The organism is Kiloniellales bacterium (assembly GCA_030064845.1).
In the GTDB taxonomy this organism is placed as follows: Bacteria; Pseudomonadota; Alphaproteobacteria; order Kiloniellales; family JAKSDN01; genus JASJEC01.
The window spans coordinates 66,840-90,489 of the sequence record JASJEC010000006.1 but is presented as its reverse complement, the minus strand read 5'-3'; the positions used below and the strand labels follow the sequence as shown (position 1 = coordinate 90,489).

The 23,650-nt window shown below is 62.1% G+C and carries 20 protein-coding genes; 14 read left to right on the top strand and 6 right to left on the bottom strand.

The window, feature by feature from the left end; translation table 11 throughout:
- Positions 1-14: 14 nt before the first annotated feature.
- On the bottom strand, positions 15-749 hold the full coding sequence (locus QNJ67_03910; GenBank protein MDJ0608096.1) for a response regulator transcription factor: 735 nt from the start codon (positions 747-749) through the stop codon (positions 15-17).
- Positions 750-898: 149 nt separating this feature from the next.
- Positions 899-2,929: a PAS-domain containing protein gene (locus QNJ67_03905; GenBank protein ID MDJ0608095.1), complete on the bottom strand. Its 2,031-nt coding sequence runs from the start codon at positions 2,927-2,929 to the stop codon at positions 899-901.
- Positions 2,930-3,126: 197 nt separating this feature from the next.
- Between QNJ67_03905 and QNJ67_03900 the strand changes: the two genes are divergently transcribed.
- Positions 3,127-3,831, top strand: a complete 705-nt coding sequence (locus tag QNJ67_03900) for a helix-turn-helix domain-containing protein (protein MDJ0608094.1) — start codon at positions 3,127-3,129, stop codon at positions 3,829-3,831.
- 130 nt (positions 3,832-3,961) lie between these two features.
- Here the strand turns inward: QNJ67_03900 and acs are convergent, their stop codons facing one another.
- Entirely contained in the window at positions 3,962-5,905 is a 1,944-nt protein-coding gene (acs, locus tag QNJ67_03895; protein ID MDJ0608093.1) for an acetate--CoA ligase, read from the bottom strand.
- A 90-nt stretch (positions 5,906-5,995) separates the two neighbouring features.
- On the bottom strand, positions 5,996-6,526 hold the full coding sequence (gene ppa / locus QNJ67_03890) for an inorganic diphosphatase (GenBank protein MDJ0608092.1): 531 nt from the start codon (positions 6,524-6,526) through the stop codon (positions 5,996-5,998).
- A gap of 441 nt (positions 6,527-6,967) precedes the next feature.
- Here ppa and QNJ67_03885 point away from each other — a divergent pair, with 441 nt between their 5' ends.
- From QNJ67_03885 to QNJ67_03870, 4 genes are all read left to right on the top strand, one after another.
- Positions 6,968-7,249 (top strand): DUF4212 domain-containing protein, encoded by a 282-nt coding sequence (locus QNJ67_03885; protein ID MDJ0608091.1) that lies wholly within the window; start codon positions 6,968-6,970, stop codon positions 7,247-7,249.
- A gap of 16 nt (positions 7,250-7,265) precedes the next feature.
- The gene (locus QNJ67_03880; GenBank protein MDJ0608090.1) at positions 7,266-9,044 is read left to right on the top strand and encodes a cation acetate symporter; all 1,779 of its coding nucleotides are present in this window, start codon (positions 7,266-7,268) and stop codon (positions 9,042-9,044) included.
- Positions 9,045-9,144: 100 nt separating this feature from the next.
- Positions 9,145-11,010 carry a putative nucleotidyltransferase substrate binding domain-containing protein gene (locus QNJ67_03875; protein MDJ0608089.1) on the top strand — a complete coding sequence of 622 codons (1,866 nt, stop codon included), beginning with the start codon at positions 9,145-9,147 and terminating at the stop codon, positions 11,008-11,010.
- A gap of 129 nt (positions 11,011-11,139) precedes the next feature.
- Positions 11,140-11,670: a hypothetical protein gene (locus tag QNJ67_03870; GenBank protein ID MDJ0608088.1), complete on the top strand. Its 531-nt coding sequence runs from the start codon at positions 11,140-11,142 to the stop codon at positions 11,668-11,670.
- Positions 11,671-11,684: 14 nt separating this feature from the next.
- Here the strand turns inward: QNJ67_03870 and QNJ67_03865 are convergent, their stop codons facing one another.
- Positions 11,685-12,101: a response regulator gene (locus QNJ67_03865; protein ID MDJ0608087.1), complete on the bottom strand. Its 417-nt coding sequence runs from the start codon at positions 12,099-12,101 to the stop codon at positions 11,685-11,687.
- Between the two features lie 467 nt (positions 12,102-12,568).
- Here QNJ67_03865 and QNJ67_03860 point away from each other — a divergent pair, with 467 nt between their 5' ends.
- The 7 genes from QNJ67_03860 to QNJ67_03830 all read left to right on the top strand — a co-directional run bounded on the left by QNJ67_03860 (position 12,569) and on the right by QNJ67_03830 (position 19,638).
- Positions 12,569-12,934, top strand: a complete 366-nt coding sequence (locus QNJ67_03860; GenBank protein MDJ0608086.1) for a response regulator — start codon at positions 12,569-12,571, stop codon at positions 12,932-12,934.
- Entirely contained in the window at positions 12,927-15,062 is a 2,136-nt protein-coding gene (locus QNJ67_03855) for an exonuclease domain-containing protein (protein ID MDJ0608085.1), read from the top strand. Before QNJ67_03860 ends, QNJ67_03855 begins: the two co-directional genes overlap by 8 nt.
- A gap of 41 nt (positions 15,063-15,103) precedes the next feature.
- A complete protein-coding gene (locus QNJ67_03850) occupies positions 15,104-15,370 on the top strand; it encodes a hypothetical protein (protein ID MDJ0608084.1) in 267 nt (88 codons plus the stop codon).
- 2 nt (positions 15,371-15,372) lie between these two features.
- Positions 15,373-18,093, top strand: a complete 2,721-nt coding sequence (locus tag QNJ67_03845; GenBank protein ID MDJ0608083.1) for a sensor histidine kinase — start codon at positions 15,373-15,375, stop codon at positions 18,091-18,093.
- Between the two features lie 284 nt (positions 18,094-18,377).
- A complete protein-coding gene (locus QNJ67_03840; protein MDJ0608082.1) occupies positions 18,378-18,824 on the top strand; it encodes a phasin family protein in 447 nt (148 codons plus the stop codon).
- A 10-nt stretch (positions 18,825-18,834) separates the two neighbouring features.
- Positions 18,835-19,161, top strand: coding sequence for a hypothetical protein (locus QNJ67_03835; protein MDJ0608081.1), 327 nt, complete (start codon positions 18,835-18,837; stop codon positions 19,159-19,161).
- 171 nt (positions 19,162-19,332) lie between these two features.
- Positions 19,333-19,638, top strand: coding sequence for a nucleoside monophosphate kinase (locus QNJ67_03830; GenBank protein ID MDJ0608080.1), 306 nt, complete (start codon positions 19,333-19,335; stop codon positions 19,636-19,638).
- A 178-nt stretch (positions 19,639-19,816) separates the two neighbouring features.
- Here the strand turns inward: QNJ67_03830 and QNJ67_03825 are convergent, their stop codons facing one another.
- On the bottom strand, positions 19,817-20,515 hold the full coding sequence (locus QNJ67_03825) for a cyclic nucleotide-binding domain-containing protein (GenBank protein ID MDJ0608079.1): 699 nt from the start codon (positions 20,513-20,515) through the stop codon (positions 19,817-19,819).
- 272 nt (positions 20,516-20,787) lie between these two features.
- On the opposite strand from QNJ67_03825, the gene QNJ67_03820 reads away from it, so the two are divergent.
- Together QNJ67_03820 and QNJ67_03815 are read left to right on the top strand one after the other, a co-directional pair.
- Positions 20,788-22,191, top strand: a complete 1,404-nt coding sequence (locus QNJ67_03820; GenBank protein MDJ0608078.1) for a nitrate/nitrite transporter — start codon at positions 20,788-20,790, stop codon at positions 22,189-22,191.
- Between the two features lie 60 nt (positions 22,192-22,251).
- Positions 22,252-23,643 carry a NarK family nitrate/nitrite MFS transporter gene (locus QNJ67_03815; GenBank protein ID MDJ0608077.1) on the top strand — a complete coding sequence of 464 codons (1,392 nt, stop codon included), beginning with the start codon at positions 22,252-22,254 and terminating at the stop codon, positions 23,641-23,643.
- Positions 23,644-23,650: the final 7 nt, after the last annotated feature.

Here is a 23,650-nt window from a genome sequence, read left to right as displayed (position 1 = left end):
GCCGCCGGCGGCCTTTACCGGGGCTCTTCCAGCCACTCGACAGACGCGTTGAAGAGATATCCCGCGCCATAGATCGTCTTGATGAGCTGCGGATCCTCATTGTTGGCCTCGAGCTTGCGGCGCAGCCGCGAAACCCGGACATCCACGGCCCGATCGAAGGCGGCGGAGTCTTCGCCCGACGTGAGCTCGAGCAGCTGTTCCCGGGAAAGAATTCTTTTCGGTGCCTTGAGGAACACGGCAAGGAGACGGGCTTCCGCGGCGCTGATCGTCAAGGTCTTGCCGTCTTCGGAGGTCAGGGAATAGGTGTCCGGGCTATAGGTCCAGTTCTCGAAACGAGCGTTCCGCAGGGTCTCGGGCGCGCTGCTTTCCTCCCCTTGCCGGGTCCGGCGAAGGACCGCCTTGACCCGGGCGACCAGCTCTCGAGGCTCGAAAGGCTTGACGATATAGTCGTCCGCGCCGACCTCCAGGCCGATCACCCGGTCGGTCGCCTTGCCCCGTCCCGTCAAGATGACGATGGCCGTATCGGGAGTGCCCTGGAGACTTCGGACGAGATCCAACCCGTCGCCGTCGGGCAGCCCCAGGTCAATAATGCAAAGCGCCGGCGTCTGTTTCTGGAGATAGCTCCTCAGCTCCTGCCCGCGAGTGAAGTGCCTGGTCTGATAGCCCGCCGATTCGAGAGAACGGAGAACGGTTTGAGCAACCTCGATGTTGTCCTCGACAACGACGATCCCTTCCGACTGCGGGGCCACGGCTAGATCTCGTTCACTGCGTTTGCCGATTTCTGTTCAACGCAAATGCTATCACAAGCTCATCACGCCAAAACAGGCGATTGCAGGGTCACTGTATCATGGATTGGCTCAGGACAATCGGATAAATCTATATTTCGCAATGTGTTAGGCTATTTTTCGGTGACCGGGCCATCGTTCTGCAACCGGCTCCGGATGGCCCGGTGGAGTTCGTGCGCCTCGAAGGGCTTGCGCAGGACCGGCATGGGAGGTTCGGCGCCACCCCTGGTCTTTCCCTCCGTGAAGGCGCTCATCAGCAGGACTTTGACATCCGGCCTTCGCTCCAGTGCCCGCTGGGCCAGGTCATAGCCGTTCATTCCACCTGGCATGACCACATCGGACAGAAGAAGCGCGATCTCGTCGATGCTGGATAGGAGACCAAGGGCCTCGTCGGCGTTCGCGGCCTCGATTGTAACAAAGCCGAGTTCGATCAACTGGCGGCGAATCACCTCCCGAACGTCATGATCGTCATCCACCAGCAGAACCAGCGTCCGTTCCGCGGAGTCCTCGCGCGTCGCGCCCTGCTCAGTGGACGCTATGGCCGCTTCCGCGCAGGGAAGGAGCAAGCGTACCTGGGTGCCTTGTCCGACTGCGCTGTCCAGTGCGACCGCACCGCCGGATTGCTTGGCGAAGCCGTAAACCATGCTCAGGCCGAGGCCGGTCCCCTGGCCCGCCTCCTTCGATGTGAAAAAGGGCTCGAACACCCGATCCACGGTGGCTTGATCCATGCCGCTGCCGTCGTCGACAACCGATATGGCGACATAGCGGCCGGTCGGCAGCTCGACCTCCGTGCGCGCCCCCTCGGCGATGGATTCCAGCCCCGCGGTGACCCGAAGCGTACCGCCCCCAGGCATGGCATCGCGCGCGTTGAAGCAAAGGTTCAGCAAGGCATTCTCCAACTGGTGAAGATCGACGAAGGCGAGAAGATCCCGATCCTCGGTCTCGCTGACGATAGCGATTTCCTTGGGCAGCGTGCTCTTCAGCAGTCCGACGAGACTCTCGATCAGGGCTTCGACCTTCACCGGCGCCGGCTCGAGCATCTCTTGGCGCGAGAAGGACAGGAGCCGACGAATGAGCTTGGTCCCGCGCCTGGCGGCTTCGATCGCCGGGTCGACGAGTTCCGCGTCCGCGCCTCGAGAGCGCTCTCGCAGCGGCAGGAGATTTCCCAGGACGACAGTCAAGAGATTGTTGAAGTCGTGCGCAAGGCCGCCCGACAACTCGGCGACCGCCTCCATCTTTTGTGCATGGGCCAAGGCGGTTTCGGCCTTCTTCTGGTCGGAAACATCGAGCGAGAGGACATAGTAGCCGGGGAACGCGTGATCCGTTTCGAGATCGGTGATGATGTTGGTTCGGATAAGGGCGTTCCTGCCGTCGGGAAGCCCCAGCGTGTACTCGAACGTGACCTCCTCGCCCATTTGCCCCTTCTCCAGGAAGGGGATCAGCTGGTCATAGAGCTTTTCGCCGAGCACCTCTCGCGTCGTTTTGCCGATGATGTCTTCCTTCGTGTAGCCGAAGGCGCGGGCGATCCTATCGTTGGCAAATTGGTAGCGCTGATGGGCGTCGATGTAGGCGATACCCGCGGGCACGGCGTCGGTGATGAGACGGAGCCGCGCTTCGCTGTACTTCAGGGCCTCGGAGATGCTTTGTTCCGATTTTACCAGGTCGCGCAGCTGCTCGTTGGCCCGTTGCAGCTCTTGCGTGCGTCTCTGCACGCGCGCCTCCAGCTCTTCGTTTCTTTCCCTTATAAGCTCTTCGGCGCGCTGCTGCTCGGTAATGTCGGAGTAGACCGAGATGAAACCGCCCTCGGGCAGGGGTACGCCATGAATTGCCAGGACCACGCCATTCGGGCGCGTCTGCTCCTGATAGTGGGCGATGAAGTTCTGCGCCGCCTCGACCCTTTCGGAGATCTGCTGCTCAATCGATCCGTCACCGTATTCGCCGCGTTCGGCGTTGAACCGCACGAAATCCGCGTAGGACGAGCCGACGACAGCCAGCTCCTTGGGTAGCTCGAGCAGGTCGAGATAGCGCTGATTGCAAAAAACCAGCCTGAGCCGTTCGTCAAAAACCGAGATGCCCTGATCGATGTGATCAAGCCCGGCTTTGAGCGTGGCGAACTCCGAGCGTGCTTCGACCTCAGAAGCCAAAGGGAAAAACCTCCGGTGACTCGAGCCCGGCCTGGCGCACCCAGCGATTCCGAACCATTAGACGAAAAGGCTGCGCGGGGAACCTTGTAACAATTGGATACATTCGAACAACACTTCTGCAACAGTGGCCGCTTAGTCCTCTCACCTAGCAAAAAGGCTCAATTCGAATGAGCCGAACGTATCGGGAGGGCGTTGACATGTATGCAGATTTCGAAAGCGCCGGTGCTGTCCAAACCGAGAAGCTTCACGTTGGCCACCTTCTAACAAGCGGCATCGAAGCCAAGCGGCGGACAAGATCGCTCGGGCGGACCGAGTTCGTGCCGGCCGGCCGAAACATTTACATGCAGGACGACCCCGCCGAATACCTTTTTCGGCTCATCGGCGGCACGGTCAGCACATCGCTGGTGATGGAGAACGGCGACCGGCGGGTCACCGGCTTCCTCTCCGAGGGCGACTATTTCGGATCCATCTTCTCGGATTGCTATCGCACCACGGCGGAAGCGATCACGGATTGCACTCTTGTCTGCTACGGCCGCCGCCGTTTGTCTTCGAAGGAGGTCTGCAGCTCTACCTACGGACAGATCGTTCTCGATGCCTTGGCGAACGAACTGAGCATCGCCGAAGACCACGTGCTTCTGCTTGGCGGCGTGACGGCATGTTCGAGGGTCGCGGCATTCCTGCTCTACCTCTCGAAGCGGGCCGCCCAAAGAGGCGAGCCGGAGAATCCCATCTCGATCCCCATGACGCGCTATCACATCGCCGACTTCCTCGGGACCACGCCCGAATCCGTCAGTCGCTGTCTGACCAAACTCAAGCAGTCGGGCGTCATCAGGATGGATACGCCCGATATGATCACCTTGGTCGATCAGTGCGCGCTTTCCAACATCCCTCGAGGGTATTGACTTCACGCCAGCTTCCCGGCTGCTGCGAAACAGGCATTGTCCTTTCTGGACCCTGGGGCGCCAAGCCGAGAGAGATCAACAACGCGCAGCTCAGCGCGGCAATTCGAGCTGATCCGCCGACTCGCGACTTTCAGCTACGGTTCATGCGGTTCTCGATCAGGTTGTCCACCACGCCTGGGTCCGCCAGTGTCGATGTATCGCCCAGGCTGCCGTAGTCGTTCTCGGCGATCTTGCGAAGAATCCGACGCATGATCTTGCCCGATCGTGTCTTGGGCAGTCCCGGCGCCCATTGAATCAAATCCGGCGACGCGATGGGTCCGATCTCCGAACGCACCCATTTGACCAATTCCTTGCGCAGATCTTCCGTGGCATCCACGCCGGCGGACAAGGTCACGTAGGCGTAGATCCCTTGACCCTTGATGTCATGGGGGAAGCCGACGACGGCCGCCTCCGCGACCAAGTCGTGGGCGACCAGGGCGCTCTCCACCTCCGCGGTTCCCATGCGGTGCCCTGAGACGTTGATGACGTCATCCACCCGCCCCGTGATCCAGTAGTAGCCGTCCTCGTCACGCCGGCAGCCGTCGCCGGTGAAGTACTTTCCCTGGAAGGTGGAGAAATAGGTTTGGACAAAGCGCTCGTGGTCGCCGAACACGGTCCGCATCTGACCCGGCCAGCTGTCGGCCAGGCAGAGATTGCCTTCCGTGGCGCCGGCCAGAACCTTGCCCTCGTGGTCGACGATCTCGGGCTTGACCCCAAAGAAGGGAAGCGTCGCCGAGCCGGGTTTCAAGTCGGTGGCGCCCGGCAGGGGTGAGATTAGGATGCCGCCGGTCTCCGTTTGCCACCAGGTGTCGACGATCGGGCAGCGTTCGTTGCCGACGACGCGGTAGTACCACAGCCAGGCTTCGGGATTGATCGGCTCGCCAACGCTGCCCAGGATGCGCAGGGACGAGCGCTCGGTTTGCTTCACCGGCTCTTCCCCGTGGCGCATGAGGGCGCGGATGGCGGTCGGCGCGGTGTAAAAGATGTTGACCTTGTGCTTGTCGCAGACCTGCCAGAAGCGGGAGTTGTCCGGATAGTTGGGCACCCCCTCGAACATGAGCGTTGTCGCGCCGTTGGCCATGGGGCCGTAGACGATATAGCTGTGCCCGGTCACCCATCCGACATCGGCCGTGCACCAGTAAACCTCGCCGTCGTGGTAGTCGAAGATGTACTGGTGAGTCATGGCGGCGTAGACCAGATAGCCGCCGGTGGTGTGCAGCACGCCCTTCGGCTGACCGGTCGAGCCCGAGGTGAAGAGGATGAAGAGCGGATCCTCCGCGCCCATTTCCTCCGCCGGGCAGTCCGCCGTGGTGGCGGCGCAGGCCTCATGGCACCAAACATCCCGGCCGTCGGTCCAATCGATCTCGCCTCCGGTGCGGCGCACCACGAAGACGGTCTCGACGCCCGGGCAACGCTCGAGCGCCTTGTCGGCATTGGCCTTGAGCGGAACCTTGCGGCCGCCGCGGAGGCCCTCGTCCGCGGTGATCACGCAGCTGCTCTCGCAACCATTGATCCGATCCGCCAGTGAGTCCGGCGAGAAGCCGCCAAAGACGATCGAGTGAACCGCGCCGATCCGGGCGCAAGCCAGCATGGCGTAGGCCGCCTCTGGAATCATCGGGAGATAGATTGTCACCCGGTCGCCCTTTTTGACCCCGCGTTCTTTCATGGCATTGGCAAGCCGGCAAACCTGGTCGTGGAGTTCGCGGTAGGTGATTTTCCGGCTCTCGGAAGGGTCGTCGCCTTCCCAGATGATGGCGACCTGGTCGCCGCGATCGGCCAAGTGCCGATCCACGCAGTTGTAGCAGGCGTTAGTCGTGCCGTCGTGAAACCAGCGGATGTGCACATCGCCCGGCCCGAAGGAGACGTCCTTGACCTGGGTGTAGGGCTTGAACCAATGAATGCGCTTTCCTTCTTCGGCCCAAAAGGCTTCGGGATCGCTGACCGACTTGTCATAGAGGTCGCGGTACTTGGCCGTGTCGCACCAGGCTTGCTGGGCGATTAATTCCGGAACTTCGAAGAGCGTGGCTTCCGTCATGTCAATGTCCCTTTCCAACAGTCAGGCCGTGAACATCCGGCCCATGGCCTGGCAAGGTCTGGCGTGCCGCCCGGAGGGGAGGGGCCCGGACTAGGCTTCGGCTTCCTTGATGATGGCTTGTTCGATCATGCGATTTGCTTCCTCGGCCTCACCCCAGCGCTTGATCTTGACCCACTTGTTGGACTCGAGATCCTTGTAGTGGGCGAAGAAGTGCTCGATCTGCTCCAGCAGGATCTTCGGTAAACCGCGGTATGAGCTGATGTTGGAGTAGAAGGGGTGCAGTTCGTCGACCGGGACGGAGAGGATCTTTTCGTCCTCTCCCGCTTCGTCCTCCATGATGAGCACGCCGATCGGGCGGGCGCGCACGATCGCGCCCGGAACGACCGGCGTGCCGGCGACGACCAGGATGTCCACCGGATCACCGTCGTCCGCCAGCGTGTGCGGAATGAACCCGTAGTTGCAGGGATAGCGCATCGCCGTGTGAAGGAAGCGGTCGACGAAGATCGCGCCGGAGTCCTTGTCGAGCTCGTACTTGATCGGCTCACCGCCCAGTGGCACCTCGATGACAACGTTCACCTCCCAAGGCGGGTTGTTGCCGACGGCGACTTTGTTGAGATCCAAGTTTCTTCCCTTCCTCGCTCGACGCGATGCGGCGGCCGCCGTCCTGTCCGGCAGGCCCGCGGCGCAATTCGCGGAAACGTCTGCTCCCGTCGGGCGCATTGAGACCACTCGCGGGCCTCCTGTCACTGACACCTATCAATTGAACGGCGCAGCGCCGCGGCCAAGGCCGGCACGCCGCGCCTCAGGCGGCCTTGCCCTTGGCCTTATGGGGCCTTCGCAGCTTGTTGCGGACCTCGACCATCTCGCGAACGGCGCCGACCAAGTGGTCCGATCTTCCGATAGGCCACATTTCTGGCCCGCACACTGACACCTATCAGCGCGCCGCCACGGCGAGCGACCTATAAGGCCTTTCAAACCGTCCGCGCGTCACCGGGCTGATGATCGACTCGATCAGGGCAGGCGCCTGGCCGGGATCAAGGTTTCTGGAAGGGAATAATCGTTATGGCTGAAGCCGACAAATCCGGACAGGAGTATTGGAAAGCGAACGTGAGGCTCGTGGCCATCTGCCTCGTCATCTGGGCATTGGTTTCTTACGGCTTCGGCATAGTCCTGCGCCCGATGTTGGACGTGGTCGATGTGGGTGGTGCTGGATTGGGATTCTGGTTCGCACAACAAGGCTCGATCTACGTGTTTCTCATACTGATCTTCGTCTACGCCGTGAAGATGAACAGCTTGGACCGCCGCTTCGGCGTCGAAGAGCAAGACGAAGAAGAAAAGGCCTGATTGGGGGAACTGAACGATGGATCTTCAAACCCTTACCTACATTGTCGTGGGCGCGACCTTCGCGCTCTACTTCGGCATTGCGATCTGGGCACGGGCCGGCAGCACCGGTGAATTCTACGCTGCGGGCCGGGGCGTGCATCCGGTGGCCAACGGCATGGCGACCGCGGCGGACTGGATGTCCGCGGCCTCGTTCATCTCGATGGCGGGCCTGATTGCCTTCCGCGGCTATGATGCCTCGATCTTCCTCATGGGCTGGACCGGCGGCTACGTTCTGCTCGCCATGCTTCTGGCGCCTTACCTGCGCAAGTTCGGCAAGTTCACAGTCCCCGAGTTCATCGGCGACCGCTACTACTCGGACGCCGCAAGGGTCGTGGCGGTCATCTGCCTGATCGTAGCCTCGATCACCTATGTGATTGGACAGATGAAGGGCGTCGGCGTCGCCTTCTCCCGCTTCCTCGAGGTGGACTTCGCGACGGGCCTCTTCGCCGGCATGGGCATCGTCTTCGTCTATGCGGTGCTGGGTGGCATGAAGGGCATCACCTACACGCAGATCGCCCAGTATTGCGTGCTGATCCTGGCCTACACGATTCCCGCGGTCTTCATTTCTCTGCAGCTGACGGGCAATCCGCTGCCGCAGCTTGGACTGTTCAGCGGGGTGGAGGGCAGTGGGACACCCTTGTTGGAGAGGCTCGACCAGACGGTGACGGATCTGGGCTTCAAGCAATACACGGCCCAAGCGGGGGGCACGCTCAATCTTGTGCTCTATACATTGTCGCTGATGATAGGAACGGCGGGCCTGCCGCACGTCATCATCCGCTTCTTCACCGTGCCCAAGGTCAAGGACGCGCGCTTCTCCGCGGGCTGGGCCCTGGTCTTCATCGCCATTCTCTACACCGTCGCGCCGGCGGTCGGAGCAATGGCGCGGCTCAACATCACCAACACCATTCAAATCGGCGAGATCGGTTCGCCGGAAGGCAATCTCGCTTATGAGCAACGTCCGCAGTGGTTCAAGAACTGGGAGAAGACCGGCCTTCTGGTCTTCGAAGACAAGAATGGCGATGGCCGTATCCAGTACTACAACGACAAGAACGCGGACTTCGCCAAGAAGGCAGAGGCCTGGGGCTGGCAGGGCAATGAGATGGTCAAGGTCGACCGCGACATCATGGTCCTCGCCAATCCCGAGATCGCCAGCCTTCCGAACTGGGTGATCGCCCTGGTCGCCGCGGGCGGCCTGGCCGCGGCCCTGTCGACTGCCGCCGGCCTGCTCCTGGCGATCTCCTCGGCGATCTCGCATGATCTGCTGAAAGGCATGTTCATGCCGAACATCTCGGAGCGGGGCGAGCTTATGGCCGCGCGTATATCGATGGCGGGGGCTATCGCCGTGGCCGGCTATCTCGGGCTCAATCCACCGGGGTTCGCCGCCCAGGTCGTGGCGCTCGCCTTCGGCCTTGCCGGCTCCTCGATCTTCCCGGCCCTGATGATGGGGATCTTCTCAAAGCGCGTGAACAACGTTGGCGCCGTGGCCGGCATGTTGACGGGCCTCGGGTGCACCTTGATCTACATCTTCTGGTTCAAGGGCTGGTTCTTCATCAAGGGAACCGAGATGATGGCCAATACGCCGGACAACTGGTTCCTGGGCATCGCTCCGGAGGCCTTCGGAGCGGTCGGTGCCATGATCAACTTCGGTGTGGCCTTCGCCGTGTCGAAGATGACCCAGGCGCCGCCGGAGCATATCCAGCAGCTGGTCGAGGATATCCGCATCCCGAAGGGCGCGGGTGCCGCGACCAGCCACTAAGGGGGCAAAAACCGGAGAAATCCTCCCTGTACTTGTCGTAAGTTGAACTCAACAGACCCTGCTTCCGGTAGGGTCTGTTCTTTCTTTTGGCGGAGAGTCAATGGTGGCCGAACTCAGCACTATCCGTGACTACCTGGCCGACTGTCATCCTTTCAGCCTTCTGGATGCGGCGGATCTCGGCGCCTTGTGCGCGGCGATCCAGGTGGTGCGTGAGAAGCGCGGCGCGATCTTGCTCGAGCCAGGCCAGAAGATCCAATCGCTCTATCTGGTTCGCTCCGGCGCGGTCGAGATCAAGACGTCCGACGGTGAACTCCTGATGCAGATTGGCGACGGCGAGGCCTTCGGCGTGCGGGCCATGCTGGGCGACGGTACGGCGCCCAACGAAGTGTCGGCCTTGGAAGACATCGAACTCTACTTGATACCCCGGGCCGACTTTTTGCGACTGAGAAAAGCGCACACCGAGTTCGCCGACTATTTCGTTCCCATGAAGGCCGGCGAATTCCGACGCGGGAAACCCTGGGCTAGAGCCCGCGCGAAAGCGCAGTTCGGGCTGATGTCGCTGACGCTACGCAATCTCTTGGAACGAGAGCCGATCACGATCGAACGCGGCACCACCCTGCGCGATGCGGCGAAGCTCATGCGCCAACACGACATCTCCTGCCTGCCGGTGGTGGAAGGCGAGGAACTGGTCGGTATTCTGACCACCGGAGATCTCAGGGACCGTGTGGTGGCGGAAGGCCTGGATGTCGAGGGGCCGGTCGATTCCGTCATGACTTCGGCGCCGGTGACGCTCGACGCGGAGAGCGCAGCCTTCGACGCGCTCCTGACCATGACCCAGAGAGGCATCAGCCACCTTCCCGTGACCGACAAAGGGCGGCTGGCCGGCATCATCACCAACACCAACCTGGTTCGCCAACAGACCCAATCAGCGGTCTTCATGGTGGGGGATATCGCCAGGCGCGTGACTCACGACCAACTGGCGGAGGTCGTCGCGCAAGTGCCTAAACTGCTTATGGACCTCGTCGAGTCCGGCGCCACGGCCGACAGCATCGGGCACATCGTCACCAGTATCTGCGATGCGACGACCCGGCGACTGCTGACCCTGGCCGAGAGAGAACTGGGGCCGCCGCCCCTGCCCTATGTCTGGCTTGCCAGCGGTTCCCAGGCGCGACAGGAGCAGACCGGCGTTTCCGACCAGGACAACTGCATGGTGATCGACGACGGCTTCGATCCGGCCCTGCACGGGGACTACTTCAAGTCCCTGGCAACTCGGGTCTGCGACGGCCTCAATGCCTGCGGCTACGTCTACTGCCCCGGGGAAATGATGGCGATGACCGACAAGTGGCGCCAGCCATTAAGCCGGTGGCAAAAGTACTTCGCATCCTGGATCGATGAGCCCGAACCCATGGCGCAGATGCTGACCAGCGTTATGTTCGACCTGAGACCCATCTGGGGCGAGACCGGCCTGTTCGAGGCGCTTCACGACCAGGCCGTGGCCAAGGCGAAGTCGAACAGCATTTTCCTCGCCCATCTGGTCAGCAACGCGCTGACCCACACGCCGCCGCTCGGCTTCTTTCGCAACTTCGTGCTCATTCGCGGCGGCGAACATAAGCACCGATTTGACCTGAAACACAGCGGTGTCGTGCCGGTCATCGATATCGCCCGGGTCTATGCCCTGGCCGCGGGGATCAAGGAAGTCAACACGCGCGACCGATTGCTCGCCGAGCGCGAGGCCAGCGCGTTGAGCAAATCCGGTGCGCAGGACCTCTTGGATGTCTTCGAGTTCATTTCGATCACCCGGCTGAAGCACCAGGCGAGGCAGATTCGCGATGGCCGGGCCCCGGACAATTTCATGTCTCCCGAGGACCTGTCCCATTTCGAGCGAAACCACTTGAAGGATGCCTTCGACGTCGTAAAGACAATCCAGTCTTCCATGGCCAACGCCTATCACGTGGGCACTCTTTGATCCCATGAAGCCAGTCGTCCAGGAGCGTGGTGTGTTGAGTTGGGATCGCTTCCCAGTCTTGATTGGAAGCGTGATTGCGCGCTGCGCTCTGGACCTGGAGCAGGCCAGCCAGCTCCGGAACACCGGCCCGTGCTGATCCATCTCCTGGCGACCTTCTCCGCGGGTATCTGCGCGGCCGGCGTCATTCTTCTGTTCTATCGGTTGCGCGGCCGGAAATCGCCCCGCTATCTGATTCCGCTCGCGGCCGGCCTTGCGATGCTCGCCTACAATCTGTGGGACGAGTATTCATGGGGCCCCCGGACGATCGCGAGCCTGCCGGCGCAGATCGAGGTCGTGGAGACCTTTGGCACCTCCGCCGCCTGGAAGCCTTGGACCTACCTCTTCCCGCAAACCGAACGTTTCATCTCGGTCGATCGATCGAAGCTTCGCCGGAACGAGAAACTGCCGGGCTATGTCCTCGCCGAGGTCATTCTGGTCAATCGCCGGAGTCCCACGGTCGTGACCCAGCAGCTCTTCGACTGCCCGAACGCCAGGCGGACGGATTTCATGGCGTCAGGGGGCGTCGACGAGAACGGCTTGCCGCTGGAGCAGAACTGGACCGCGGTCGAGCCGGACAGCCCGCTGTTCAAGGCGGTCTGCTCGACGACGCCGGCCGAATGACCGGCAGTGCCGCCCTACCCCTGTCGCTGCGGACTCATGGAAACCAGGCGCTGAACCTGCGCCAGGACTTCGCGGGTCGAAAAGGGTTTGGTCAAATAGGCGTCGACCCCCATCGCGAGACCTCTTTCGCGATCTTCCTCTCGTCCCCGGGCGGTCAGCATGATAATCCGCAGGTCATTCCACTTCGGATTGGCGCGGATGAACTCACAGACCTCGAAGCCGTCTCTCTTGGGCAGCATGACGTCGAGCAGGACAAGCGCCGGACAGGCTTCCTCGATGGCCTCAATGGCCTCCTCCCCGTCGCGGGCGACGCGGACCTCGAAATTTGCCCGGCTCAGTAGAAATGTAAGCGCCTTCAAAATCTCAGGCTCATCCTCAACTATTAATACCATACTTGTCATGGCAATTCCGTGTAATTGCTGGAGCCGCACAGACAATCACGGCTACATCCCGTCGATCTTGTCTCTTGCTCCCCCGAGAAAGGCGCGGTCCTATCGGACCATACTCGTTCGATTTACCAGAGTAGAAACAAGTACTTCGACTTAGTCTTCGGTCACCGCGCTTCTCAGTCCTTCGTAAGGCCCGTGACTTCGGTGCAAGGCCCAATCGAGGAGACGTCAGGCGCAGGGAAGCGACTCGGCTCGCCTGCCGCCCCGCGGTGCCGTTCGCCAATGGCCGCCGCGAGACTCTCGCTCGGAAAAGTCTATGTGCTAGGCTCTCGAGTCCGCACTGATAGCTGTCAGTGCGGCACAATGGCCAAAGCACAGGTTTGCTGCAGCGGCTGCCAATAGCGGTGTCGGGCCGGTTTTGTACCCGACCACCTTGAGCCTGGACCGTTTCGCCTCGGCAAAGGGGGCGGCAGGCATTGAAGGGGGAATCTGCGTCGTTGAAGAGGACCGTGCTCATTGTCGATGACGAGCGAAACATCATGCTTTCGCTCCGACACTTGATGAAGAAGGCCGGATACAACGTGCTTCAGGCCAGCGATGGCGAGGAGGCGCTGGAGATTGCCCAGTCATCTGTGCCCGATCTGATCATCCTCGACGTGATGATCCCGAAACGCGACGGCTACGACGTCTGTCAGACGATCCGGTCGGATCCGGCGCTTAAGCACATCCAAATCATCATGGCAACGGCCAGAGGACAGGAGGTCGAAATCGAGAAGGGGATGGCGCTCGGGGCCAACGCCTACATAACCAAGCCCTTTTCGACCAAGGAACTGGTCAGCAAGGTCAGATCGCTGCTTGGAGACGAGGGTGACTGAGCCGGTCGACAGACTGGGCCTGCGGTTTCGTGTCTTTCTCCTTTTCGCCCTCATTGCGCTTTCCGTCCCGGTTCTGCTGGGCCTGGGCCTTTGGCTCGCCGCGGACCGGCTGACCGGCAACCCGGGGCCGCCGCTCGTGCTCTTCGGCGGCGCCGCCGGCTTCGCGCTGATCGGTGTGATCACCTGGGTCTGGATGCGGTTCGATGTCGACTTTGTCGCACCCCTTCAGCGCCTGACCCGAGATCTGGAGACGCTCACCCATTCCAATCCCGACCACGAGATCCAATCGGCCAAGACGGGCACCCTCGGCGCCTTGTTCGCCGCGACAAGGGATGCGGGCGAAGCGCTGACCACCGCGCGCAGGCAGATTGAAGATCAGGTCTCGCGGGCGACTCGCGCGGCCGAAGAGCAGAGGAATCGTTTGGAAGCCGTTCTGCGGGATCTTCATGAAGGCGTGATGATCTGCAACTTCGACCACCAGATCCTGCTCTACAACCAGCGCGCACTGCAGATCCTGCGGCTCACCAGAGATCTCGGCCTGGGCCGATCGCTGTTCACGGTGGTGAACCGGCAACCCTTCCTCCATGCGCTGGAGCAGTTGTTCAACAGCCTGGCCCAGGCGGAGGACGATGCCGGCCGGTTCGACCATTCCGCCTTGGTCGTCTGCGCCACGGTCGACGGTCGCTACGTCCTGGAAGGTCGGGTCAGCCTCATCGTCGAGGCGGACGAGGGCACGGCAAGCGGCTACGTCGTCACCTTCCAGGACGCAACCGGCAAGCTGGCCATTCTCGGCAAGCGAGACCGCCTCCTTCGCGAGGCGATCGACGGTCTCAGAAGGCCCCTGGCGAACCTGCGCGCAGCGACGGAAATGCTGGTCGGCGATATGGACATGGATGCCGAGGACCGGAAAGAGTTCGAAGGCGTTCTCGACAGCGAGTGCGAGGCCCTCTCGCGGCATCTGGAGGGCATCAACGACGAGTACCGCGACCTGGTGACCGGCCACTGGCCGATGAGTGACGTCTATTCGGCCAACGTGCTCAACTGCGTCGTCCGCCGTCTGCGCGACGAGCGTCTTGTCGACTCCATGATGACCGGAGTCCCGATCTGGCTGCATTGCGACAGTCACAGCGTGGTCGAACTGCTCGATCACATGGTTCATCGGGTCGCGAAGCACTCCGATGTCGCCACCTTCGATCTCGAAGCCTCTTCGGCCAGCCGAAGGTGCTACATCGACATTTCCTGGCAGGGCGAGGTGGTTCCCTCCGGCCGTTTGGAAACCTGGTTGGACGAGCCACTCGAAGAGCAATTGGGCGGCTTGACCGGCCGCGACGTGCTCGAGCGTCACCGCTCGGAAGTTTGGTGCGATGTCCACCGGGAGGGCTGGGCGAGAATTCGCCTGCCGCTCCCGGCCCCCGTCGAAGACCACAGCGCGGCGAAACGAGACAGCGCGGTCCTGCCGGAGCGGCCGGAGTTTTACGACTTCGATCTCCTACGGCGGATCGAGGCCTCGGCGGCGGTCGACCGGCCGCTGCGCGAGCTGACCTACGTGGTCTTCGACACCGAGACGACCGGCCTGGAGCCCTCGAAGGGCGACGAAATCATCTCAATCGCCGGCGTAAGGATCGTGAACGGCCGAATATTGACCGGCGAATCCTTTAGCGAGTTGGTCAACCCGCAGCGGGGGATTCCCAAGGAATCCATCAAGTTCCATGGCATCACGGAAGAGATGGTGCGGGACAAGCCGAAGATCGAGCAGGTGCTGCAGCGATTCCACGACTTCGTGGGCGACGCGGTGCTGGTTGCTCACAATGCGGCCTTCGATCTGAAGTTCCTGTCACTAAAGCAGGATCTCTGCGGCGTGAAGTTCGACAGCGCCGTGCTGGATACGGTGCTCCTTTCGGCTTTTCTGCACGATCACACGAACCAGCATACCCTGGACGCGGTTGCCGAGCGTTTCGGAATCGAAATCCAGGGGCGGCACACGGCTCTGGGCGACTCCCTGGTTACCGCCGGAGCCTTCCTCAGGATGATCGAGCTGCTGGAAGCGCGGAACATTGTCAGCCTCGGGCAGGCCATCGAGGTGTCGAACAAGATCGTCGAAATTCGCCGGCAGCAGGCACGCTACTGAAGGGATGAGGAGCCGAACCGTGAATCGCCGGGGCCAGTCTCGTGAATGACACGCGAAGGTATGGCGAGCGGACGATCGCCCTCGCGTTGCTGGGAGCGGTTCTCTTTTCCGTCCCAGTGCTCAACAGCTTCGGTGCCGCCGAAGAGCATCTGCTGTTCGGGATACCAGCCCTCTACCTCTACCTCTTCGTCGCTTGGGCCCTCCTCATCGGCCTCTTGGCGCTGGTCATGGAATCCTCGCGTGGCGGGAACCAACAGCCAGCCGCGCCGCCGGCAGATCGCGAGCGGGACGGGAGGGACTCGGTCTAGCGATGCTGTCAGGCTGGATCATACTGCTCACGGCCCTGGTCTATCTCCTCGTGCTGTTCGCCATCGCCTACTACGGCGACAAGCGAACCGAGGCGGGACGGGGCCTCGAGGCGACGCCCTACATCTATTCCCTGTCGATCGCCGTCTACTGCACTAGCTGGACCTTTTACGGCAGCGTTGGACGGGCCGCTCAAACCGGCGTCGGCTTCCTGCCGATCTACCTCGGGCCGACTCTGAGCTTCGTTCTCGGCTGGTTTCTGCTGCGCAAGATCATCAGGATCAGCAAGGCTCAGAGAATTACCTCGATCGCCGACTTCATCGCGTCGCGCTATGGCAAGAGCCAGGCGCTCGGCGGCTTGGTCACGATCATCGCGACCATCGGGATCGTGCCCTACATCTCCCTGCAGCTGAAGGCGGTGGCCTCCAGCTTCGACGTTCTCCTGCACTATCCGGAGCTCTCGGGAGCGACACAAAGCGCGCTCGGTCTTGCGGACACGGCTTTGGTGGTCACCGCCGTGCTGGCCTTGTTCTCCATCCTCTTCGGCACTCGCCACCTGGATGCGACGGAACATCATGGTGGCATGATCGTCGCCATCGCCTTCGAGTCCGTGGTCAAGCTTGTCGCTTTCCTGGCTGTCGGGCTGTTCGTCACCTTCGGGCTGTTCGACGGATTCGGCGACCTCTTTGGCCAGGCGCTGCAGCGTCCGGAACTCGCCCGGCTGATGACGTTCGATGCCGCGGGAACCAACTGGGTGACCCTGACCTTGTTGGCCATGCTGGCGATCATCTGCCTGCCCCGTCAATTCCAGGTCACCGTCGTGGAGAATGTCGACGAGAGCCACCTGACCAAGGCCATGTGGATGTTTCCGCTCTATCTCTTGCTGATCAACATCTTCGTGCTGCCGATCGCCTTCGGCGGACTCCTCTGGTTCCCTGACGGCGGGGTCGATGCCGACACCTTTGTCCTCGCGCTCCCCATGGCGGAGCAGCGGCCGTTCCTGGCGCTGCTGGTCTTCATCGGCGGGCTTTCCGCGGCGACCGCGATGGTCATTGTCGCCACGGTCGCGCTCAGCACCATGGTGAGCAACGACCTCGTAATGCCGGCCCTGATTCAAATGGGGCGGCTGCAGATCGCCGAACGGACCAACCTGTCCGGATTGCTTTTGGGCATCCGGCGGAGCGCCATTCTGGTCATCCTGCTTCTGGCCTATGTCTACTACCGTCTGGTCGGCGATTCCTACGCCCTGGTTTCCATCGGACTGGTGTCCTTCGCCGCCGCCGCCCAGTTTGCCCCGGTGATGCTGGCGGGCATCTTCTGGCGGGGCGGGACCCGCCGGGGCGCTATTGCCGGCTTGTCGGCTGGCTTCGCGGTTTGGCTCTATACGCTCCTGCTTCCCTCATTTGCGCGCTCCGGTTGGATCGCAGAGAGCTTTCTGACCGCGGGACCCTTCGGGCTGGAGTTCCTTCGGCCCTACGCGCTCCTCGGCATCGGGGGCCTGGACCCGATCTCTCATGCGATGTTCTGGAGCATGATCCTCAACACCGGCGCGTTTCTTGTGGTTTCCCTTCTGGACCGGCCGAGCAGCCTTGAACAAAACCAGGCAACGCTCTTCGTCGAGGTGTTTCGCCAGGGGGGCCAGACCGAGGCGCCAGCCGGGGCTTGGCAAGGCAGTGCCTTGGTCAAGGATTTGCGTGCGCTCGCCGAGAAGTTCGTGGGAAAGGAGCGCGCCGAGGCCGCCTTCGCGCGCCACGCCCGTGAGCGTGGGGTGACCCTCGATGCCTCTGCCTATGGGGACGCGGCCTTGGTTCAGGTAGTCGAGAGACTGATCGCCGGATCGATCGGCAGTGCCTCGGCCCGGATCACCATTGCTTCCGCCGTGAAGGGCGAGGGCGTCAGCCCCGAGCAGGTCATGAGCCTGTTGGACGAAACGACCCAAGTGCTCGAGTACAGCCGTCAGCTCGAGCAGAAGTCCGAAGCGCTCGAAGCCGCGACCCGCGATCTCCAGGAGGCCAATGAGCGCCTGAGGGAATTGGACCGTCTCAAAGATGAGTTCTTGTCGACGGTCACGCACGAACTGCGTACGCCGCTCACCTCGATCCGCTCCTTTTCGGAGATCCTGCACGACGACCCAGAAATCGAACCGGAGGAGCAGAAGGAGTTCCTGGGGATCATAATCAGCGAGAGCGAACGCTTGACCCGTCTGATCAACGAGGTGCTCGAGCTCGCCAAGATCCAGGCTGGCCGTATGCAGTGGAAGATGGAGGATGTCGACCTGAAGGACGTGGTCGAGAGTTCCGTTACGACGCTCTCCCGCGTATTCGAGCAGGCCGACGTCCGGCTCGAGGCGGAACTTCCCGAATCGGTGCCCTTGATCCACGCCGACAGGGACCGGCTCGTACAGGTCGTGATCAATCTGCTCTCCAATGCGCAAAAGTTCTGTCCCCCTGGCACCGGCCGGGTCAAGGTCGCGCTTGAATGCACGGGGAGCGAGCTGGTCACGCACATAAAGGACAACGGACCCGGTATCCCAAAGGCGGACTGCGAAGCAATTTTCGACCAGTTCCATCAAGTGCGGGCTGGCCAGACCGGAAATCCCAAGGGAACCGGATTGGGCCTCGCCATCTGCCAGCACATTGTCGATCGCATGGGCGGCCGCATCTGGGTCGAGAGCGTGGAAGGCGAGGGCGCGGACTTCATATTCGCCATTCCCCGCACGCGATGACTCGCTTGCCATCCTTGAACGGCTGAAGCGGCGGGCCCAACCAGCTGAAGCCCGCTGACACGTATCGGCGCGCTTCGCGGAAGATCCAAAAAGCCGGCTTCAGTTTTCGCATCACGATTCGCAAAAGTTATGCTGCACTGCACAATTTTGCTTGAAGTTTCTCATTAAATAGATATGTTTCCGCCATGCTGCAGTGCAGCATCATCAGATGGCGGTGCAGAGGACGCGCGCCGCGGCGAGGACCAACCCAGCGTCCAAGTGACGAACGAGAGGAAGATCAAGCGATGGCTACCAAGAAGCAGAAAGCCGCCGTCGATGCGCCCTATGCGGTCCTTCAAGCCGCTAGCGCGAAGTCGGTCGAGGCCGTGACCAAGGCCCTCGAGGGCTACGACGAGCTGGTCGTGATCGGCAAAGACAACCTGGACGCGGTCGTCCAGGCCAACACGGCGGCCCTGGCCGGCGCGCAGCGGCTCAATGCCGAGTTCGCGGCCTATGTCAAAGGCGCCTACGAGGCCAATCTCGCGGCCACCAAGGCCCTGAGCGGTGCCAAGTCGGTGCAGCAGGCGGTCGATCTCCAGACCGGCTACATGCAGGCCGCGTTGGACAAGGCGATGGCCGAGAGCGCCAAGGTCTCCGAGTTGGCGCTTGTCGCCGCGAACGAGATTGCCGCGCCGCTCCAGGCCCGGACCAAGGTTGCCGTCGACAAGCTCTTCACGCCGCACGCGGCCTAAAGTCGTGGGCGTGCAGTCCGCCGTCGTCCGAGGGCAAGGCGCCATCGCCGGGCCCTCGGCGAACCGCAACCGCAGCGGCCGGCGCAAGTCGACCTCCGCTTCCGAAAGCGGACCCATGCACAAGAAGATCTACCTATATCTGGTGCTCAGCGAGACCGGTCCGAGCGGTGGACGGGTCATCACCTCCTACCGGCCTCCGCGGGAGCTGACCGACAGCTTCGAGGCCAATCATCCCGGCTGGTACGTCAAGCACGTCTGGTCGGTGACCCGCGAAAGCGGCGTCGGCCCTGCCGCCGCCGCCATCAAGGCGGCCTACCCGAGCCGGACATTCGCCTAGAGCAGATCCGGGTTCGACTGAATCGCCGGAGGCGATCCATCAAACCCGGTGAATCTGCTCTAAACCATAGACGTAGAGCGGATTCACATGTTTTGCCGGAACCGCGAAGCGTTTCCGTCAAGACATGATCCGCTCTAGCAAGGCGCCTGGCGATTCAGGCAGAACGCCGGCTTGCCGTCCGCCTCGGCGGGGGCCGGCCGGCTGCAGCGTGAGCTGGGCTTGAAGCAGCTCCCGAGCGGGCACCTCTTGCGCGCCGCGGTCTCGGCGGGAAGCCAAATCGGCCAGGAGGCCGCGGCGATCATGGCGCGAGGCGATCTCGTGCCCGACCGGATCCTCATCACGCTGATTTCCGATGCGGTCGACCGCAACCTCGATCACGACGTTTTCATCCTCGACGGCTTTCCACAAACATTGGCCCAAGGAATCGGAGATACCCACCAGGTCGCGCGCCAGATTGACGGTCGGCTGACCCGATAACCAGCCCTCCTCTCGCCGCATCGTCCCGGAGCAGATCCGGTTCGGACGGTCCCGCCTATGCCGCCTTGAGCATGTTGCGCAGGACGTAGTGCCGCTGCCGGCTGACCCGCACCGGGAAGCCGTCGAAAGACCGTTCTCCTGGCAGGTAAAGGAGACGAGTGATGAAGGTCAACTTCAGTCAGCTCGCTGGATCATCGATCAGCGGATGGGGCTTTGCCAGGACGCGGAGGTCATCGATATTGGTCAGACGTATGGAGCGACCGTTCGTTTCAACGCCATAAGGTTTCAGGGTCCCGAAGGCGCGCGAGAGATTTTCCGGGGTCATGCCCAAGAGGGCGGCCAGGGTCCGCTTGTCGATTCCCAAGCTCACCGTGCCATTCGACCCCTGCACGGATTCTTCGTGTAAAAGGTAGTTGGCAAGGCGCTCGACGGCATTGCGCAGCTTGTGGTTCTTCAGCGACTTCACCACGTCGCGGAATCGTCCCGAGAGCTCGCGCACCACGGCCCGCGCGAAATCCGCGTCGCGCGCGAAGACCGCTCTCACGTTCTTGGAGGGAATCATCAAGATCCGCGCATTCGCAACGGTGCGCGCCGACATCAGAAAGGGCTGGTCCTCGAGCGCCGCCGCCAGGATGAAAGTCGACACGGGGCGGACGATCTCCACGGAAGTCTCACGCCCGTTGGCTCTGGCAAAGAGTTCGACGCCCCCTTCGATGACGAGATGGAGAAAGTCGGCCGGGTCGCCCTCAGCGATGAGCTGGACCTGCGGCGGGAAGCGCTGCAGGTAGGCGACCTGCATCAGGTCGTCGAAATTGGCCTCCGCCATTTCAGCGAAGAGGTCGAGTTCCCGTACCATGGGAATCTCATTCGATCGCACCGCGCCCTCCCAAACACGCGCCCAGGGGAACACCAGAATTATTGCCCTTGCTTGACATAATTCAAGCGACGGATCTCAACACCGCAAGCTTGCCAAGCAGAAAGCGCAATTCCCGAACGCACTAGTTTGTACGCCAGGCTTATTTATTGGATCTAGACGCAGTCAATTTGACCTGAGTCAACACTCGTTCGCTACGATGCCTCTACGCCTGTGCCCGCGCAGGGAACCCCAATGTTCCCAGCGTTCTGGTGGGAGTGGGGAAAAGAGGGGCGATGCAAGACCTGCAAGGGGTTACGCGAGGCCAGCAGCATCAGGTGCTTGGCATCAGCACGCTGGCCTTCACCGTCTGTTTTGCCGTCTGGACGATTTTTTCCATCATCGGCGTGAGGATCAAACAGGAGCTCGGGCTGTCCGATACCGAGTTCGGCATCCTGGTGGCGACCCCGGTCCTGACCGGCTCGCTGAGCCGCATTTTTCTGGGAATCTGGACCGACCAGTACGGTGGCCGCGTCGTCTTCACCGCGGTGATGGCGCTGACCTCGGTTGCGGTCTGGATGCTCTCGACGGTGACCACCTACGAGATGTTCCTGGTCGCTGCCCTGGGTGTCGGCTTGGCCGGCGGCTCCTTTGCCGTCGGCATCGCCTATGTCTCCCGCTGGTACGAAAAGGATCGCCAGGGCACGGCGCTTGGCATCTTCGGCATGGGCAATGTCGGCGCGGCGGTGACGAATTTCGGCGCCCCCTTCCTGCTTGTCGCCTTCGGCTGGGAGAGGACCGCCCAGGTCTACGCCGTCATCCTGTTGACCATGGCGGTTGTCTTCTTCCTGTCGACGCGCGACGATCCCGCCACCGCTCAGCGCAAGGCCGGGGGCGAAAAGCCGAAGTCGGCCCTCATGCAGCTCTCACCCCTGCGAAAGCTGCAGGTTTGGCGTTTCGCGCTCTACTATTTCTTCGTTTTCGGCGCCTTCGTTGCTCTCGCGCTTTGGCTGCCACGTTACTACGTCGGCGTCTACGGCTTGGACATCAAGACAGCCGGCATGCTGGCGGCGGCCTACGCGTTGCCGGGCAGCGTCTTTCGAGCCCTGGGCGGCTATCTCTCCGATCGCTTCGGCGCGCGCCGGGTGATGTATTGGACCTTTTTCGCCTCGGTCGTCATCTGCTTCTTCCTGAGCTACCCCTCGACAAACTATATCGTACGCGGTATCGACGGGCCGATCACCTTCAACCTGACCATCGGGCTACCACTGTTTGTTGCGCTGACCGTTGCGCTCGGCTTCTTCATGTCGCTCGGCAAGGCAGCCGTCTACAAGCATATTCCCGTCTATTACCCGGAGAACGTCGGCTCCGTCGGCGGTATGGTCGGCATGATCGGCGGCCTTGGCGGGTTCATTCTGCCGATTTGCTTCGGGTTGATGAACGACTTCATCGGTGTCTGGACTAGCTGCTTCATGCTGCTCTTCGTCCTTGTCGGCGTTGCCCTGCTATGGATGCACTTCGCCATCCTGCGCATGGAGAAGGCGGTGGCCCGCGAACAGCTGGCCGGCCTGCCCCAACTGCCCGAATTGGCCGAGCTTCACGGACCGGAGCACGTCGGCGTGCTCGGCCCGGGCTCGGCCCGGAAGAAGGATCCGGGCGACCGCGGCGACAGCGTCGAGCGCATGCACCCAGCCCAGTGAATCCGAAGCCTTGGGGGCCGAAGTCCGACGCCGGTCGCGCCCGCTGAGAAGGAAAAGACGATGAGTGTCACGCCAAGAACAACCACCAGCGGACACACGCTGACCGAGTGGAACCCCGAGGACACCAGCTTCTGGGAAGGCGGCGGGCGCAGAATCGCCTCCAAGAATCTCTGGATCTCGATCTTCTGCCTACTGCTCGCCTTTTCCGTCTGGATGGTCTGGTCCGTCGTGGTCGCCAAGCTGCCGGCAATCGGCTTTGCCTACTCCCACGATCAGCTGTTCTGGCTGGCGGCCTTGCCCGGCCTCTCCGGCGCAACCTTCCGGATCTTCTATTCCTTCATGGTGCCGATTTTCGGCGGCCGCCTGTGGACCACGCTGACAACCGCCTCGCTGCTTTTGCCGGCTCTGGGCATCGGACTCTCCGTGCAAGATCCTGAAACGCCCTACGCGGTGTTCTTGATCCTGGCTCTGCTGTGCGGTTTCGGCGGCGGCAATTTCGCCTCCTCCATGTCCAACATCTCCTTCTTCTTCCCGAAAAAGGAGAAGGGGAACGCTCTGGCGCTGAACGCGGGCCTCGGCAACCTCGGGGTCAGCGTCATGCAATTCGTGGTGCCCCTGGTCGTCACCGCCGGCGTGTTCGGGGCGATCGGCGGAGAGCCCCAGACGATCAGCGACGGCGGCAAAGTCTGGATTCAGAACGCCGGCTTCGTCTGGGTGCCATTCCTGGTCGTCGCCACCCTGGCGGCCTGGTTCGGCATGAACGACATTGCCTCGGTCAAGGCGTCCTTCAAGGAGCAGGCGATCATTTTCAGGCGCCGGCACAACTGGATCATGTGCGTGCTCTACACCGGAACCTTCGGATCCTTCATCGGCTATTCGGCCGGCTTCCCGCTGCTGGCCAAGACGCAGTTTCCGGAGGTCGACTCTCTGCAGTACGTCTTCCTCGGGCCGCTGGTCGGCGCCCTCAGCCGGGCGGCCACCGGCTGGATCTCCGACAAGTACGGCGGCGGCCGGGTCACGTTCTGGACCTTCCTGCTGATGATCGCTGCGGTGGCCGGCGTGCTCTTCTTCCTCGGCATAAAGGACCAGCCCGGCGCCTTCTGGGGCTTCTTCGCTATGTTCATGCTGCTGTTCTTTGGAACCGGCGTGGGCAATGCATCGACCTTCCAGATGATCCCGGTGATCATGGGCCAGCAGGTCAAGCTGCTGATGCCGGAGCTCGATGAGCAACAATACAAGCGCCAGTCGACGGGCGAGTCGGCGGCCATAATCGCCTTTACCTCGGCGATCGCCGCTTACGGTGCCTTTTTCATTCCCAAGGCCTACGGCACTTCGATCGCCATGACCGGAGGGCCGGAACTGGCGCTCTATGCCTTCCTAATCTTCTACGGGCTCTGCGTGGTGATCACGTGGTTCTTCTACACCCGTCGCAACGCCCCTGTGCCGTGTTGACCGCGGC